Origin of the sequence: Nostoc sp., from assembly GCF_036918245.1 — a bacterium.
Classification (GTDB): domain Bacteria; phylum Cyanobacteriota; class Cyanobacteriia; order Cyanobacteriales; family Nostocaceae; genus Nostoc.
Genome location: NZ_JBALEF010000089.1, coordinates 31257 through 47979, shown reverse-complemented (window position 1 = coordinate 47979; position 16723 = coordinate 31257). Strand labels below are relative to the sequence as shown.

The window sequence follows — 16723 nt, the reverse complement described above, 5'->3', positions numbered from 1 at the left end:
ATGTCAAAAACGAAATTCTGAAATTTGTGGATGAAGCTTACTATCCTCTCACCAGTATGACTGTTGAGCAGGTTTTAGCAGATAGTAATCCCGAAGATGCGGGGCAAGATTTGCAACAACTTGGCAAACTTGCAGTTCCTCTTTGGCAGTATGAAGTATCGGAAATTCCTATTCAACAGCAGCACTTAATCACAGAATTTTATTACTACGGAGTAGAGAGCAACAACACAATTTTTAGCGATCCACCTCTTTCTAATCGCTTGCCTAAAGGAAATAATAATCCTTCTTTCGTACCGACAGGCGAACCCCATAAGGTGATGCTGTTTCGGGTGGAAGTCGGTGTTCCCTTATTTGCGTTCAACGGAATGAGGGATCTGGAGTCAGCTTATCTAGATCCGAATAAAGTCTTCAAACACTTACATCGCAATTGGACAAACTTAGCCAATTTAATTCCTCCAGAAGACGACGGTGGGGCGTTGCGTTGGTTTGCCTTAGCGCTGGCACCCGATCCTTATAAATTGGTTGTCAATCAGAGTAAAAAATATTTTGTTTCTACAGAACAAGCGAAAAGATTAGAGGGCGGAGTTTTGCCTTTGGGAGGCGATCGCAAGTCAGCATTTAAAGCTTTCAAAAGTAATTTACCTCTAGTCAAGGAAATTGCTCACAAAGTTGAGCGTATTACCCACGAAGACCAAGACAAAGCCAAATTTACTTTGCAAAACTACATCAATCACCTCAATCAGGTTTTAAAGGGAGGCAAGGTTGATGCCCAGATTCAAGAACAGGTAGAAATGGAAATCCAGGAAATTGAAGCTTACCTGGAAGATTTAGATGTGATTATTTAGCCCCATAGTTTGCACTCTGAGAGTGTCCCCATGCCAAAACCAACTATTTTACTTGCACTCGATCCTCACAGTGCCGCTTTTTGTGCAGCCATTAAACGGCAACTGCAAGAATTACCAGCCGATCAAACCTGTTTAATTCAAACTTATACCTTAACTTGGGATGGTCAAACTTTTGGCTTTAGTGGCGAGTTAGATCGGTTTGCTGACACGAGTTTTGATCTGGCTCAAACTCATAGTAAACAAGCTTATGTCTCCAAAATTCGTACCCAGTTCAGCGAAGGAACTGGCGAACTGCAAACTGCACTGATCGAATTGTTGAAAACGGCTAGTCAATCAAAAGAAGCGATTGCAGCGAAACGCCAAGGAGTGGAAATCAGCAGCAGCCATCGAGTATATCTCATGCTGTCAGTCAGCAATCAATTTGCTAGGGGAGTAGTCTTTGACATAGTACGCTTAATTCGTTGGCTATTTTCTAAGTACTTTACAGATATTCCTTACAGCTTAGAAGCTTTATTGCTACTGCCAGGGTTATTTACCCAAGCCACAACTGCTGATTACGGTGCTGCTTACACGCTCCTGAAAGAGTTAGATTACAAAATGACCAGTGGCGTTGTGATTACAGGTACTCAAAAAGTACCACCTTTTGATAACTGCTGGCTGATGGACGAACGAATTGGGGGACTGAGGGATAATTTACCTAGCTATGCTGATGCTTTGGCAGGCTTTCTCACCGTGGAACCGGAAACCAACGGCTTATTGATTGGCGCACAAAAAGTGCGGGGGAAAATACCCGCTTACAGTTCATTTGGTTATGGAGAATTGTTTTTCGCAGGAGAAACAACTATTAATCGTTTGAGTGCTGCCTTAGCTGCCGATACTATTATGGAGCAGTTTTTACCGAAGGCAGAATTTACTCCAGAGGCAATTCGCAAATGCCTGTTAGATGCCAAAGGATTTATACTCAGCGAAGATTTCAGTAATGCTTTTCTCGGATTAGAACGAGACAACGGCAAACCAGTTTGGCAAGATTTTAATCCGCGCCTTGAGATGCGTGCTGGCCAGGCTCAGGAATATGGGATGGAATTGCAGCGCGCTTATCGGCAATTTGAAAATAAAGAGCTACTTTCCTATAAGCGCACGCTGGAAAATTGTTGCAAACAATTACAGGCAACACTAACCGCCTTCTTAGACCGCACCATTAATCGCTATGCTGATGCTACACCTAGAGGCTTGCATGAAGCAGCTAGGCTATTAAACATATTGACCTTTTTGTATTTGGAACTGCAAACGGATGCCATAGGCGATCAATCCCAGAATCTTGTTACAGAACTGCGTGCGGCTGAAGCATTTCTCGACTCAAGATTGCAGGTAAGAATTGATAAAGAAGCCACTCAAAAGCTACTCAACCAAGTTGTGTCCTTAAAATTGCGGCAGCAACAATTACAAGATATTTTAGCTGAAAGAAAGTCTGAAGAACAACTGCAAGAGCTACAAACAACTCAGAAACAGTTAGAAACGGCAATTGCTGAGTATCGCCAAGCGTTAAATGCAGAAATCGAACAAGCTCGACAAATTCGTTTTATAGCGCTCGATCGCGCTCGTGAACAAGCCGAAGCTGCGATCGTTGTCGCTCAGAACCACTTAACGGCCATTGAAAATCAACTTGAAACAGCTACAGATAACTTAGATGAACTGCTAACTGAAGAAAACCGTTTTCGTTCACAGTATCTGATCGTTTATCCTACCTTGGTTACTGGTGCTTTATTCGCCTTGCTGGTTCTGACCGGAATTTTCAGTCAATCAACACTATGGCTGTTATTACAAAAGTTTTGGGCTAACTTAGTTACTTATCTGCTTTGGACTGCGGTAACAATTTTGACTTACTTAGGTATAGTTTGGCTCAAGTACAGCACTAATATTCGCGATCGCATTCAGAAGGTTCAGAAACAAATTAAACGCCTAGAAAGCACTGTTAAAGCAACCGCTGTCGAATTGCGTCGCAGCTATAATGAACAATTAAAGTTAGAGTACGATTTATACGCCCAAAATCTCCGTGTCGAGGCGTTAAATTATTTGATTAAAACAGCTAAACAAAGAACTGAAACCTTACGTCAAACTCTGGCCGATTTCTCTGAGATATACAATAATTTGGTTGCTCAACGCGATCAAGCTACCACGAAGTTCTCCGAAATTCGGCTGACAGTTCTGACTGATGCAGATATTGATGCTTATTACCAAAGTTTCCTTTCCACATTACCAACAGAAAAGTTTACTCAGGAACAGGTTAGCCGTTCTCAGTCGTGGAAAATTTCTGCTGAAGAATTTCAGAATCAACTTATGCCCTTTGCTCGTAAGCAATTCGAGCAATTGGGTAACTTGTCTATTGGCGAAGTATTAAAGCAATCAGATTTAATTGCCGTCAATACAGCTACTCTGCGTTTGAATCAACTTTATGATAGCGCTAATTTATTGCTGCGAATTCAAGATATTGACACTAACTTAAACCCAACTTCTCAACGGGAGATTACTCTCTGGGTGGGAGCAAAAGATAAAGAACAAGTTTTTGCGTTTTACAGTCGCTTTAGTCGTAGCTTAACCGCCTTGGTAGCTGAAGATGAGCAACGGTTGTGTATTTTGACCCGTTCCTTGGGCTTTCCGGCTTATTTTCTCAGTCAAATTGAGTATTATCGAGACTGCTATGAACGTACTCAGAGCGAACAAATCGAGCTAGACGAAAACATTCCCGATTTAATCCCAGAGGAAATTGGTTCTGGTAGGGAATTAAAGCTAGCTTATCAAACTCTGCTGTTAGCGATCGCTCTTGGGCTACTATCCCAGCATTCTCAAGGTGATTATCAATTCAAGGGTCTGTCAATTGGTAAAGACCGAGAACAAATTGCCTTAGCTTTAGCAACTGAGTTTACCCTTCAGGAACTCTATGGAGACTTAGAAGAACGTATCGAAACACTTGAACGTGATTTTATCTTCCATAAATTACAGGAATTCGGAACATCTGCCTCAGATTTAAATCCTTACGAACGTAAGCTTTTGGATCATCTACTCTCAGACTATAACCCTCTGAATTAGGCATTCAATCACCTTTTTGACTTCTCTGGAAATTTAATATAGACCTAACCCAACCCCTAAAAGGCTTCCAGGAAAAAAATATCCCATCCCTGCGGGACGCTCCGCGAACGTAGGGGCACAGGACCTTGCATTGGTGTCAACTTAAGCTGAAAGCTATATTGGGTAGGTGTTTTACACATCACCTCACGCCCTCATCCCCTAACCCCTTCTCCCTTGGGAGAAGGGGAATTGAATCTCAAGCTCCCCTCTCACGGATGGGAGAGGGGCTGGGGGTGAGGGCAAAACGTTTTTTAAGTTGACACCAATGAATACCTTGTGCCTCCAGTCAGATATAGAGTCATAGACTCAATGAATGCATTCCCAGTTTCAGACTGGGAACGAGAAAAGTCTTATTCAAGCTAGGTTTTTAGGACTTGTGTGTACACCGTAGCTTTTTAAGAGGCACTAAGGGTGATCTTTAGACTATGCACCTTAACCGAACCGTATTGCTACCAATTCTGACTTCGACAATTGGTACAGGCGATCGTTGCTTGATTTTACAGTGATTTCCTTGCTCATCAAAGGATGCTTTGGCAACAACATCACTTATGTCAACTCCTCACTACTTGAATCCTTACGTAAATACCAATAAAAAAACTCTCCGTTTCACTCAAACTTTACAAGAAATAAATCGATCACGGTTAGTATAAGTATGTAACCAATTATCGACCGTCCCGGATTTATGACTAAATTACTGATGCGGTTATTACTGAATTGACGGTACAAAAACGGTAATAAAAGTTTGTTCTTAGAATAGAAGATTTCTTCTGCATAAGACAAAAATGGCTTGAGAATTTCCCAAGTTGTCCATCATGCTTGCCTATAATTTACTCCTGCTCATTAGCAAGGGGTCAGTAAGCATGAAAAATTTACACTCCTAACATTATAAAAGTAAAAATGAGTAATTGTATGAAAAAATACATCAAATTTGTAAAGCGTTTTTTGACACTAGCTACTCCAGCGATCGCTACTTCGATATTGGCAACCTTACCGAGCCAAGCTGCTACCATTGCATATTCTGAGTCAAAATTCAACATCAACAACTTTAGTAGCAGCCCTTTAGATGTTAGGACTTTGACTGATACTGTGACTAAAACAATTAGCACAGGTGGTCAAGTAACTGCTGATGCTAACGCTGAGGCTAAGTTTAATATCGATGCAAACAACTCTGCCTCTAATTTGTCCTTCAGCCAAGCTCAAGGTCATGGTGATGGCTATACAGGGTCGGCGGAAAGCTTCGCTGCGATTATCGGTTATGATTTTATAGTAGACAAAGAGTTTTCTTTTGATTTCAGTGGCTTATTTAACCTTAAAACATCCATTGATGATGCATTGACTGAACGTGCAAATGCTGGTGGAGAGTTCTTATATGAGTTATACGACAGCGAGACTCGTGAGCTTTTGGACTCTTTCAAGATTTCTGGAAATTTATCAACTATAGGTAACAATGATGCTTTTGTATTTGAACCGAGTAGTAGCATAACTTTTGATTCAAGTCAGACTTCTATTGATAAATCTTTTGGCGGAATACAGGAATATGCTTTGACTAGCTTTAAGGGTAAATATTCCCGTACTTTCGATAAGTCAACTCGTTTAACTTTAATAGAATCTAAAAGTAATCAGGTGAGCGTCTATACTGTCCCAGAACCCTCAACAATTCTAGGTTCGCTGTTTAGTTGCACTATGTTTGGTGCTCTCTCGATACGCAAGCGTAAAAGAGCTTCTTCGGCTGCGTTGTTGGTTAATAAGGATTTAAGGTCTGTTTAGTATGTTTGCACTAAGAGAAGTTCAGGTCATGGATAGCAAAAGCAAAGTCACATTAATCCATAGTAAAAGCGAACTGGCTAAAAGAGACTGATAAGCCAGACCAAAACGGTAATAGTTATTCGGGGTTGCTATTAATGCCCTGCTCTATACCAAAAGGTAGCAAACTTCTGTAAGATCAGCAAAACCGTTAGGAAACTGAGACAGAGGATATATCGAACTGCGCTCCGTCCCTACTCTATTCTTTCTACTTTTGGCTAATGTCGCTCTGCACGGTCTAGAAACCTTAATATAGCGGTTCCCATTCAGATGCGGTACACAACTTTATATCACAAGGTGTAGGGGCATGGCAAGCCATGCCACTACGGGTGTAACTCACATAAACGAGAACCGCTATAAAAAGCGTCTTCCTTGAAAAAATAAAAAATTAAGGGGAAATGGCATTTATGGAAACTTTAAGTCATTAGGTATGCAAATAATTTTGTGATTTTGCACCCTGACATACAAGTATAAAAGAAATGCAAATAAATAGCTATAAAAATGAATGGTTTTAAACCCGGAGTACCCCTTTTACAGTTGTCATAAAACCAAGAGATAAAAGACCATGCTTGTACTCCACTGGTAAGTATTGCCATTGAGTTAAGTTCATTAGCAAAAAGAAAGTTAGCTGCAAATACAGCACAATCAATTCAATAATTTCTGCAAATCATTTTTAACATTCATCCATAGCCAAATACAGCTATTTTGAATGAATTTTTACAGTTAGAGTTGCATTATCTACTGCTATTATCTGGGCTGACTTTTCATAAGCTTTGAACTCAAAAACAAGCATAGTCATTGAGCAACGCCCAAGTGTCGCTTTTACCTACTATCTTATACTGCTATAGGTGGTATGAGATAGAGGTATAGAAATATTCTTAACAAGCTTTTATGGGCGATGTCCATAAAAGCTTCCTACAATTTGGTTATGCCGACTTTAGGAAACTGTTGCCGATGTATTGGTAGATACAATAGCCTTATCACCATCAGTAATAGCGCCAGCAAGAGCGCCAGCAAGAGCGCCAGCAACAGTACCTTCAATAGTGTATTTGCCTACTTTATAACTGCTCTTGTTAGCAGTAGAATAACTACGTGCGTAAACAGATGCAACTCCCCCTTGTACTTGACTAAGATCGGAAACTTCATCTTCACAAAAACTGAGATCGTAAATTCTTAATCGTTCCATAAAAAAGCTCCCTTTGAAAAACGAATGTATTGCTGAAAGTTTTTGAGAACTTTCAGCAATTTTTCTATCTAAAATGCACTGTAGTACACTGTCGGACTAAGGCATATTTAGCCGGCAGCAGAACTAGATGAACCGGTACTAGCAGATAGGCTGTATTTCTTGGAGACAGCAACGGTGCTAGTGGCAATGCTGGTGATAGCGATGTTTTTACCAAAAGCGAATGCTTTTGAATTAGCATCTGCAAAAGCTATTCCACCTTGAACATTCTCATTTTCAAGAACGGTTTCTACATGAGAGAGATCGTTAATAATCATGATTTTACTTTCCTAAGAATTAGTAAGGTCAACTTGTTTGTGGTCGTGCCACTACAACTTGTTTTTTAGTGGCATACAAAGAAGAATAGCACTATTAGAATTCAATTAATAGTAGTTTTACTTAAATTTTATTTTAAAAAAGAAAAAACCTTCTACTATCAAGTTACTTACATTATCTAGGATTTAAAGATTGTTTGAAAAGTATTTTGCTATGTATTATCAAGCTACTTACGGCATTTAGTATTTAGAGGTTGTTTGAAAAGTGTTTCGAGATGAGTTTAGGCACTTTTAATCCCCCTAACCTCCAGGGCTGTTTCATTCGTTCTATTAAGGATATTGTCAACAACATAGGCAATAAATTTGGGGAAGTTAGTAATCGAAAAATTACTATCTCAAAGAGTCAATTTCAGTGCGTTAGTGAAGCTTTGCCGGAGGCATCACCATTTTCTTGTGCAATCAGATTTTTTATTCACCTGATTTTTTTGCTTAAAACGCTTGTAAATCAGCACCTTTTAGGCAATGAAACACCCCTGACAAGGGCAAGGCTGTTTCATGTCCTTGATTGGTATCAGTCAACTTAAGCTAAAACTCCTTTAAAATCTCGTTTCCAATCAGAGGCTGGAAATGCTGCCTCCCATTAGGCATTCTCAGTCTCCGACAGGCAATGAGATAATCTGCTAAAAGCTTTAACCTTAAGTTGACACCAATGCAAGTCCTTGCGCCCCTACAAATCTAGAAATAATTCGGGATAATTTATTTTTTGCAAGTCCCTAAAAGAGAAGGATAGTAAGATTCAAAGCCTCTCTGGTATTAGGAAAGATGTTGCAAATAGGTCTAAGGATAGATTGACAATATATTTGTTCGTTGAATGTATCCTGCCTTCATAGCAAACTGGTTATAATTATCTTCCATCTGCTTCGGAAATGAAATTCTCATTTACACAGTATTTATATGGGACGTGTTCGTTCTAAATCTGACTTACCTACAAAAATCTGTCCGGTATGTCAACGTCCTTTCACATGGCGTAAAAAGTGGCAAGATTGCTGGGACGATGTGAAATATTGCTCAGAACGTTGTCGTCGTCGCCGTTCTGAAGCTCAAAATGAAGCCAACCGCAATACAGACGCAAATAGCGCAAGAGATTAATGGAGTTACAGGTGCAACCTAAATTAATTATTCATGGAGGGGCTGGTAGTTCTCTCCACGGTAAAGGCGGATTAGAGGCGGTGCGCCGATCGCTCTATACAGTAATAGAAGAAGTTTATTCTCTGCTATTGTCAGGAGCAACTGCCTCTGAGGCGGTGGTGCAGGGTTGCCAAATGCTCGAAGACAACCCCCGCTTTAATGCTGGGACTGGTTCAGTATTGCAATCTGATGGACAAATTCGTATGAGTGCTTCCCTGATGGATGGTGCATCAGGGCGCTTTAGTGGTGTGATTAATATCTCGCGGGTGAAAAATCCCATTGATTTAGCGCAATTTTTACAAAGCTCGCCAGACCGAGTGCTATCAGATTTCGGTTCCGCTGAGTTGGCGCGGGAAATGCAAATTCCCAGCTATAACGCTTTAACTGATTTGCGGTTACAAGAGTGGATACAAGAGCGCCAGGATAATTTTAAAAGCACAATGGCTGGCGTGGTAGCAGAACCAGAACTGTTAGAAATCAGCAATGCCGGACGTGGCACCATCGGTATAGTAGCTTTAGATGTATCTGGTAAGTTAGCTGCTGGCACTTCTACTGGTGGTAAGGGATTTGAGCGGATTGGCAGGGTAAGTGATTCGGCGATGCCAGCAGGTAATTATGCTACTAGTAATGCTGGTGTTAGCTGTACTGGCATTGGTGAAGATATCATCGATGAGTGTTTAGCTGCGCGGATTGTAGTGCGTGTCACTGATGGGATGTCACTGAAGGAGGCCATGCACCGATCCTTTGGGGAAGCGCATCAGAACAAACGCGATTTAGGAGCGATCGCCTTAGATGCTAGTGGAGCGATCGCTTGGGGAAAAACTAGTGAAATCTTACTCGCCGCCTACCACGACGGCGAAAAAATTGGTGATACTTTGGAATGGAATGATAGTGAATTGATTGGCTATTGTTGAATCAGTTTCAGTGCTTCGGCTAAAGTTTCTTGCTGGTCAACCATTGCAGCTAATTCTTCGGCTTCATAACGCCCTTCAAAAGCTTCTAGCGCCGCTCTTTTCAGTGCCACTTGATATCCTTGTTCCAGAATATCCATTAATTCTGCCTGATTCAAGTAAAAACCACCGGATTTGCGGCGCTTGTTTATTTTGTTGATTTCACGCACCGTATTTTCTATAGAAACATCCCAAGAGCGAGTCGAACGTTTTTCGGCCTTTTGTTTAATTAAATGGATGAGCAGAATTACACCATAACTATCAATTTTATTGATTTTGTCACTGAGGCTCATTTCTTCTAACTCATCCACCAACAGCAGCGCCTCATGGATTTTGCCTTGTTCTAGAAATTGCCTAAGTTCTAGCAGTTCTTCCATGTTATATGTTGAGATTTTGGCTTTACTACTAATCTAGCTAGATTAGACAACTCGCAAAAATCTTGGTTTCTGCTCTCAAACCACAAATCAACCGCGATTAACACCGATGAATTATTTATGTTGATCTGTGGTTTTATTGTCAACACTTTTCCTGCGCCAAGCTGGTTTCACCACCTGACGACTACGGGCAATCACTAGAGACTCATCAGGCACATCTTCTGTCACAGTAGAACCAGCTGCGATATAGACATCATCTCCCAAAGTGAGTGGAGCCACTAAAACGCTATTGGCGCCAGTTTTTGTCCGATCGCCTATTTTGGTGCGATGTTTCTTCACGCCGTCATAGTTGGCAGTAATTGTACCAGCACCAATATTCACCTGATTGCCGACAACAGTATCGCCTATATATGACAAATGTGCTGCATTGGTGCGATCGCCTAATTGCGTATTTTTCAATTCCACAAAATTTCCTACACGGCAACCAGCACCCACCTGTACCTGACCGCGCAAATGAGTATAAGGGCCAATTCGGCTTCCGGCCTGCACGGTGCTATTTATGACTACTGAATATTGCACTGTGACATTTTCACTTAACTGACTATTTTCAATTAAACTCCCCGGCCCAATGTGACTTCCTGTTTGGATCGCCGTATTTCCCCGCAGATGAGTTTGGGGTTCAATAATTACATCCGGCTGCAATTCCACTGTTTCATCAATGGTGATGCTTGTGGGGTCGATGAGGGTGACACCCGCCAGCATCCATTTTTCCTTGACTCGTTTTTGCAAAATTTCGGATGCTGTTGCTAGTTGCAAGCGATCGTTGATGCCGAGAATTTCTTGGTAATCTTCCACATCCACTGCCATTACTTGTCCCACCTGAGTCACGGCATCGGTAAGATAGTATTCTTTTTGGGCATTGTTTGCCTTAAGGTGGGGAAGCACCTTTGCCAAATCTGGCCAGCAAAAGCAGTAAACTCCAGCGTTAATCCGCTGATTCTGTCTTTGAGTAGCCGTACAATCCTTGTGTTCGACCATTTGCTGCACAATATTTTCATCGTTACAAAAAACGCGCCCGTAGCCTGTGGGGTCGGGTAAGTGGGAGGTGAGAATAGTGGCAGCGTTTTGATTTCGGATGTGAGTTTGTAACATCTGCTTAAGAGTTTCGCTGCGTATTAACGGTAAATCGCCGTTAAGTACTAGCAAATCTCCAGTGTAGTCTTCCAAGTGAGGAAGTAATTGCTGGATAGCATGACCTGTCCCCAATTGCACAGTTTGTTCGACAAACTCCAAACTGGGAATCGAATGCATGGCGGCTTGCACTTCCTCGGACTGATATCCCACAATCACGATTCGCCGTGAGGGCGAAAGTGGTTCTACACTTTCGAGAACTCTCTCTAATAGCGATCGCCCGCCCAAAGAATGTAAAACCTTGGGTAAGCGTGATTTCATCCGTGTGCCCCGTCCTGCCGCTAGAATTGCTACAACTACCATAATTAGCTATCAGCTATCAGTGAAATTGTGATTAATGCTGTTGGTACTTTAAAATACAGGTTCAAATCATACCAGCTAATTATAGAAGACTAAAATATCAAAGTAGTCAGAATTCAGCAGTTGGTATAATTTCACTCCTCAAAAGTGGAGATTACCATAATACCAATTAGCGTTCATTACAGCAGCTACAAATCATTACTCCCTATTCCCCACTCTTCCCTTTTTCCTGACAAGAGCAAATAAACTCTGCAAACTGCTGCATTAGTTTGGGATTACGCCAACCGGAATCAGCTTCTTCTTGCATCACTAAAAGTGCTTCTGCTGAAGTAAAAGCTCTTTTGTAAGGTCGTTCGCTGGTTAGGGCATCGTAAATATCAATTAACTGAAATACTTGGGCTAGGTAGGGAATATCATCCCTCTTGAGTCTATCAGGGTAGCCTGAGCCATCCCAACGTTCGTGGTGATGACGAATAATCGGAATTACACCCCGCATACTGCGTAGTGGCTGGCAGATTTTTTCTCCAATCAAAACGTGCTGCTGCATAAGCTGCCAATCTTCGGGGGTGAGTTCGCCTTTTTTCAGCAGCACTGCATCGGGAATACCTACCTTACCGATATCGTGGAGATAACCACCCCACATCAAATCTCGAATTTGATAGCGTGAGAGATTGAGGTATTCACCAAAAACTTGTCCCAGTTTTACTAGACGTTCGCAATGGTTGCCTGTATTAGGATCACGACTTTCGATAGACATGGCAATGGAAAACAGTACTTGTTCGGCATGGTCTAAATCTTCGTTCATACGCTTCTGCCGCACCAAGGACTTTACACGCGCCGCTAGTTCTACCCGATCAAAGGGTTTGGTGAGAAAATCATCTGCCCCAACTTCAATTCCCCGAATGCGCGATCGCCTGTCATTTAACGCTGTAATAAAAATTACTGGGATTAACCTAGTCTGCTCATCCTGTTTAAGCAATTGGCACACTTCAAATCCATCCATTCCTGGCATCATTACATCCAGCAAAATCAAATCTGGTTGTTTTTGAGTTACCAATTCGACAACAATGGAACCACTGTCCGCCTCAATCACTTCGTATCCTTCCATACCCAAGAGGGCAACAGCAGTCATCCGACTGGCGGCATGATCGTCAACTACTAAAACCTTCGGCGGATCTAAATCAAACTCATTCACTTTAGAACCTTTGGCTTGTAGTGTTCTAGAGACCAATGAATCATCACTACAATTAATATCAGATTTTATCCAAGAAGACATTGCTTGCTGATCTTCAAGCATAAAGTCTTCTTTAGATAAGCTTAAAGAATAGCCCGCCGCATTTTGCGATCCCACGGCATGATTTGAACCGATACTCTTCACTATGCCAATGGGGTTTGACCCATTAACAATTTTTTCTGTAAAGCCTGTATGGTTGGATTTCCATTGAATCACAAAGGCACTCCAAGTTTTTGCACAAGTTAACAGTGTTAGATTTCAAAAACAAATTGAATATTCGACTGTATCGGAGCTAGAGTTTTGATATGGATTATGCATGATGTCAAGCTGCCGGTCTAAATTTTTCGCAGCATGTATCTTTTATGTTACGAACAAGGTGTATCTTTTTGTCAAATTTTTTGCTTCTAATTCCAGTATGATAAATTCTCACAAATGTTAAATCAGGTTTTTTACGGAGATTTTTTAGCCTTATGGCGTCAGAAAGCGTTATAGTTGACTGCTTTATATCGAGATATCGGATTTTGAATTTCAAGTCTTTATAGTAATCATTAGATATCAATGTTTTTACGCAGTTATAGCAAAACTCAAGTACTGTTAAATAGTATGTGATATTAAATACTAACATATAGATAAGCTATTTGGCTCGTAAAAACTCGTTGAATTAGGCTTGCACTCCATAGGCGTAGCATATTGTATGATATTGCAATCAAACTACAAACTAGTTTCCATAAAATCCCTGCTTTGTGTTCCCAATAGCCACCTTTTTCGCCAATGGGAGGCAGGTTCCAGGCAAGAGGTTTGTTGCTCTTGTTGTCGCCGCCTGACTATGACTTCGGTTGGATCGCTCAATTGAAGATCGCGATAGGGAATAGCAGCACGAGTTAGCAAGTGTTCTTTTTCAACTTCTGAGAGGGTGGTGAGTGGAGAGCGATCTTTAGACTCAGCATTTTTAGAATGTGTTGCCACGGTACCAGGCGATCGCCTTCCTACGGGTGGGGTAGAAGATATCACCAAGCCAGCAGACAAAAGTGCTGTGCGTACAGCAGCAGCACAAGAATAGGTGGCTAATAAACCATCTGGATGTAAGCACAATGACAGCTGTTTAATAAATTCAACAGTCCATAATTGAGGACACTGTGGTGGTGAAAAGGGATCGAGGAAAATTGCATCTGCCCAGAAACTAAACTGACGTACTAGGGTTATCGTAGTTCTAGCATCGCCAATTAGTAGCTTCGCTTTCAGGCAAGGTGTTTGCACTTGATGCTCAAAAGCTAGCTTTTTCAAAATTTCAATATAGTTACAGTTCCAATTGTCGAACAAATGATGAGCGATCGCCGCTTGTGGCACCGCTGGATTCAGTTCTAAACCGATTACTTCAACACAACAACTAGGATTCACTGTCCAAATTGTTTGCAAAGCAGCAACTGTGTTATATCCTAGACCATAACAAACATCCAATAGTCGCAAGATCGGTTTTTGCGCTGCTGTAGCCAGCTTAGTAGGTTCCACAAACTTGCAAAAACTTTCCTGCGTAGCTCCATAATGGCTGTGAAAGGATTCACCAAACTCTTGAGAGACAAAGGTGAAAGAACCATCTGCTGTTAACTTAGGTGTAAAATTCTCTAAGTCTGACATCTTACCAAAAAACTAAATAATGACTAATGCCCAATTCCCAGTTTATTGTTTCCCCAGCTTGGCTGTTTGAACATCTAGAAGATCCGCAAGTTGTTATTGTGGATTGTCGCTTTTCTTTAGCCGATCCACAACTAGGACAACAACAGTATCAAACAAGCCATATAGAGGGGTCATATTACTTAGATTTGAATCAGGATCTTTCCAGTCCAGTGGGTAAGCATGGCGGGAGACATCCTTTACCTAACCCCAATGATATAGCTAACAAATTGGCAGTGATTGGGGTAAATTACCAAAAAAGTTTAGTTGTAGCTTATGATGATTCGCGCTTTGCCTTTGCGGCTCGTCTATGGTGGCTATTGCGCTATCTAGGACATGAGCAAGTAGCAGTACTGGATGGCGGCTTGGCTGGATGGCAAAAAGCTGGATATTCTGTTACAGATGTTATTCCTCCTCCCCGAATGGGTACGTTTGCAGCTCAAGTACAAAGAGAAAAGGTGGTAGATATTACAGCGGTGAAAAGCTGGAAAGATAGCCACGAGGTAGTATTGGTAGATTCAAGAGAGAGCGATCGCTACCGAGGCGAACGAGAGCCAATCGATCGAATTGCGGGACATATTCCCAGTGCAGTCAACTATCCCTGGCAAGAAGTTACAGACTCTTTCGGCTACCTACTCCCTCCAGAAGAACAACGGCGTCGGTGGGAAAAGCTAGAAACAGCCGCAGAAATATTGGTATATTGCGGTTCTGGCGTTACTGCTTGTGTGAATTTACTTTCTTTAGAATTAGCTGGTATTAGCAAGGGTAAACTTTATGCTGGTAGCTGGAGTGATTGGATTTCCTATTTATAGTCATTAGTCATTAGTCACTAGTCATTGGTCATTAGTTTTTAATAAAGGATAAATCACAAAGGACAAATGACTAATGACAAAGGACAAATTTCAAAACTTACCTAATTGCAAACCATAATTAATACTGAAGAACCAGCCATCAAAATCAATGTTTTCGGCGGTTGAACTACCTAAACTTACTCCAGCCTGGACATTCATATAAATGGTATCGGATATTCGGTAATTTAAGTGTCCGAATAGCCGATAAAATTCGTCTTCTCGATCGCGCTGTGTAAAGTCTGATAAATTCATTTGGTAGTCAATACCAACCTGGAGAGGCTTTTGCAAGTAGTAGTTCAGAGACACCCAAAAGGAATTGATTATCCGATTACGACTTTGGGGATCGGCAAAATTTACACTCAATTCGTAGAAGCTATCTAGGGTTAATCTTGAAGTTAAGGGATCTCGGCGTCCCAAAGACAGTTGCAGGGAATTTTCATTTAAAAAGCGATCCCCTGCTTTGAAGCTATCCAAGCGATCGCTGTTGTTGGCATAAAATAAATGTTGATTGCTCCAACTGATTTCTCCATACATTCGTTGGGATAGCTGCTGGTAAATACTGAGATTGAATCTCACCTGGTTGTAATGATATTCTGACTGATTTATATAACGAATCAGATTGCCATCAATTGAGCCATTTAAAAAAGTCTTAGATCCCAAAGGTAAATATGTAGACGCTAGTGTCAGTCCAGAAATAATTAAACCATCTTCTATGGGACTATCATTTGAGGAAAATATGTTACTCGTCTGGAAGTAGCCGACACGTCCTTGTAGATAGCCGATAGGTTTAAACTGAGGTACAGATTGTTCTGTCGGTGGTGGTAGCTGTTGTTCTAGAGGTCGTAACCGCACCCGCAACCCCAATTCGCGATCGCTATCAGATTCAAACGTTTGTTTTGGCGATCGTAGCAGTTCTATCAACCTCTCTAGCCTTTGGGAATACTCTATCTCAGGTAAATTTAATAGTTGCTCTTTTGAGTCTGAAGGAGATATGGGCAAATTATTTGGCTGCGATTCTAGCTGTGGCGGGTCATTTTGCTTTTGAGTATCTATAGGTTCTTCGGTTTGATCTGGAATTTGAGTCGTTTCTGGTGTTTGCTGTGCCAGATTTAACGGCATTCGAGAGTCTAAAGTATGTGACTCACTCGACAGCTTGCACAAAGAGTTAATTGCCTTTTGCTCCAACTTATGACATAACTGCTCATGAGTTACTTGTGTGGTTGCTAAGTTATCAGGATGCCAAACATCTGTAATTGCAGATTCTGCCGCATTTACTCTAATGCAACACCAGGTTCCACCACTGGACGTTAACAAAATACAAAAAAACAAATTTTTCCAGTTCTTGAGTCGCATCTGGTTAAATCGCATTGATTGCGTTTGGCAAATGTAGACCCACAAGCTGTATCGGAAGTTCCGACTACAAAGATACAGTTGATTGCATCTATTTTAGCTTTGTAGGTATATACTGAAACTACAAACTAAAATTGCTGCTTTTCGGATTTTTCCCAGATTTTTTTGTAAAACTGAGAGGCTCCGATAAAATTGCTGCTTAGATTTTAGTGAAATACAGCTAGTGGGTAATTTCACAACAAATCCTTAGCAAGTTATTGTCCCCTATAATTAATGACCCTCTGGCTTAACTGATTATAAAGGATTATATGTAATGTACTTATCATTTAATTGTTTATATCAA

The 16723-nt window shown here is 41.2% G+C and carries 13 protein-coding genes; 6 read left to right on the top strand and 7 right to left on the bottom strand.

Annotated elements, in window-relative coordinates; translation table 11 throughout:
- Positions 1-26 precede the first annotated feature (26 nt).
- The 3 genes from V7L12_RS25320 (at position 27) to V7L12_RS25310 (ending at position 5738) form a co-directional block, all read left to right on the top strand.
- Complete coding sequence (locus V7L12_RS25320; protein WP_335088556.1) at positions 27-845, top strand: hypothetical protein; 819 nt, start codon at positions 27-29, stop codon at positions 843-845.
- Between the two features lie 30 nt (positions 846-875).
- Positions 876-3932 carry a hypothetical protein gene (locus tag V7L12_RS25315; protein WP_335088555.1) on the top strand — a complete coding sequence of 1019 codons (3057 nt, stop codon included), beginning with the start codon at positions 876-878 and terminating at the stop codon, positions 3930-3932.
- Between the two features lie 948 nt (positions 3933-4880).
- Complete coding sequence (locus V7L12_RS25310) at positions 4881-5738, top strand: PEP-CTERM sorting domain-containing protein (protein WP_335088553.1); 858 nt, start codon at positions 4881-4883, stop codon at positions 5736-5738.
- A 973-nt stretch (positions 5739-6711) separates the two neighbouring features.
- Here the strand turns inward: V7L12_RS25310 and V7L12_RS25305 are convergent.
- Together V7L12_RS25305 and V7L12_RS25300 are read right to left on the bottom strand one after the other, a co-directional pair.
- Positions 6712-6960, bottom strand: coding sequence for a hypothetical protein (locus tag V7L12_RS25305; protein WP_335088551.1), 249 nt, complete (start codon positions 6958-6960; stop codon positions 6712-6714).
- A gap of 107 nt (positions 6961-7067) precedes the next feature.
- Entirely contained in the window at positions 7068-7274 is a 207-nt protein-coding gene (locus V7L12_RS25300; RefSeq protein WP_335088549.1) for a hypothetical protein, read from the bottom strand.
- A gap of 951 nt (positions 7275-8225) precedes the next feature.
- Between V7L12_RS25300 and V7L12_RS25295 the strand changes: the two genes are divergently transcribed.
- Positions 8226-8420 (top strand): DUF2256 domain-containing protein, encoded by a 195-nt coding sequence (locus V7L12_RS25295; RefSeq protein ID WP_292749151.1) that lies wholly within the window; start codon positions 8226-8228, stop codon positions 8418-8420.
- Entirely contained in the window at positions 8420-9373 is a 954-nt protein-coding gene (locus V7L12_RS25290; protein WP_335088545.1) for an isoaspartyl peptidase/L-asparaginase, read from the top strand. Before V7L12_RS25295 ends, V7L12_RS25290 begins: the two co-directional genes overlap by 1 nt.
- On the opposite strand, the gene V7L12_RS25285 is transcribed toward V7L12_RS25290, so the two are convergent.
- The 4 genes from V7L12_RS25285 to V7L12_RS25270 all read right to left on the bottom strand — a co-directional run bounded on the left by V7L12_RS25285 (position 9364) and on the right by V7L12_RS25270 (position 14143).
- Entirely contained in the window at positions 9364-9786 is a 423-nt protein-coding gene (locus V7L12_RS25285; RefSeq protein WP_335088543.1) for a DUF29 family protein, read from the bottom strand. The genes V7L12_RS25290 and V7L12_RS25285 overlap by 10 nt on opposite strands.
- A 111-nt stretch (positions 9787-9897) precedes the next feature.
- A complete protein-coding gene (gene glmU / locus V7L12_RS25280; RefSeq protein ID WP_335088541.1) occupies positions 9898-11277 on the bottom strand; it encodes a bifunctional UDP-N-acetylglucosamine diphosphorylase/glucosamine-1-phosphate N-acetyltransferase GlmU in 1380 nt (459 codons plus the stop codon).
- Between the two features lie 202 nt (positions 11278-11479).
- A complete protein-coding gene (locus V7L12_RS25275; protein WP_335088539.1) occupies positions 11480-12724 on the bottom strand; it encodes a response regulator in 1245 nt (414 codons plus the stop codon).
- 495 nt (positions 12725-13219) lie between these two features.
- Positions 13220-14143: a tRNA (5-methylaminomethyl-2-thiouridine)(34)-methyltransferase MnmD gene (locus V7L12_RS25270; RefSeq protein ID WP_335088537.1), complete on the bottom strand. Its 924-nt coding sequence runs from the start codon at positions 14141-14143 to the stop codon at positions 13220-13222.
- Between the two features lie 26 nt (positions 14144-14169).
- Here V7L12_RS25270 and V7L12_RS25265 point away from each other — a divergent pair, with 26 nt between their 5' ends.
- Positions 14170-14991 (top strand): sulfurtransferase, encoded by an 822-nt coding sequence (locus V7L12_RS25265; RefSeq protein ID WP_335088535.1) that lies wholly within the window; start codon positions 14170-14172, stop codon positions 14989-14991.
- Positions 14992-15081: 90 nt separating this feature from the next.
- On the opposite strand, the gene V7L12_RS25260 is transcribed toward V7L12_RS25265, so the two are convergent.
- Positions 15082-16383, bottom strand: coding sequence for a hypothetical protein (locus V7L12_RS25260; protein ID WP_335088533.1), 1302 nt, complete (start codon positions 16381-16383; stop codon positions 15082-15084).
- Between the last annotated feature and the right edge of the window lie 340 nt (positions 16384-16723).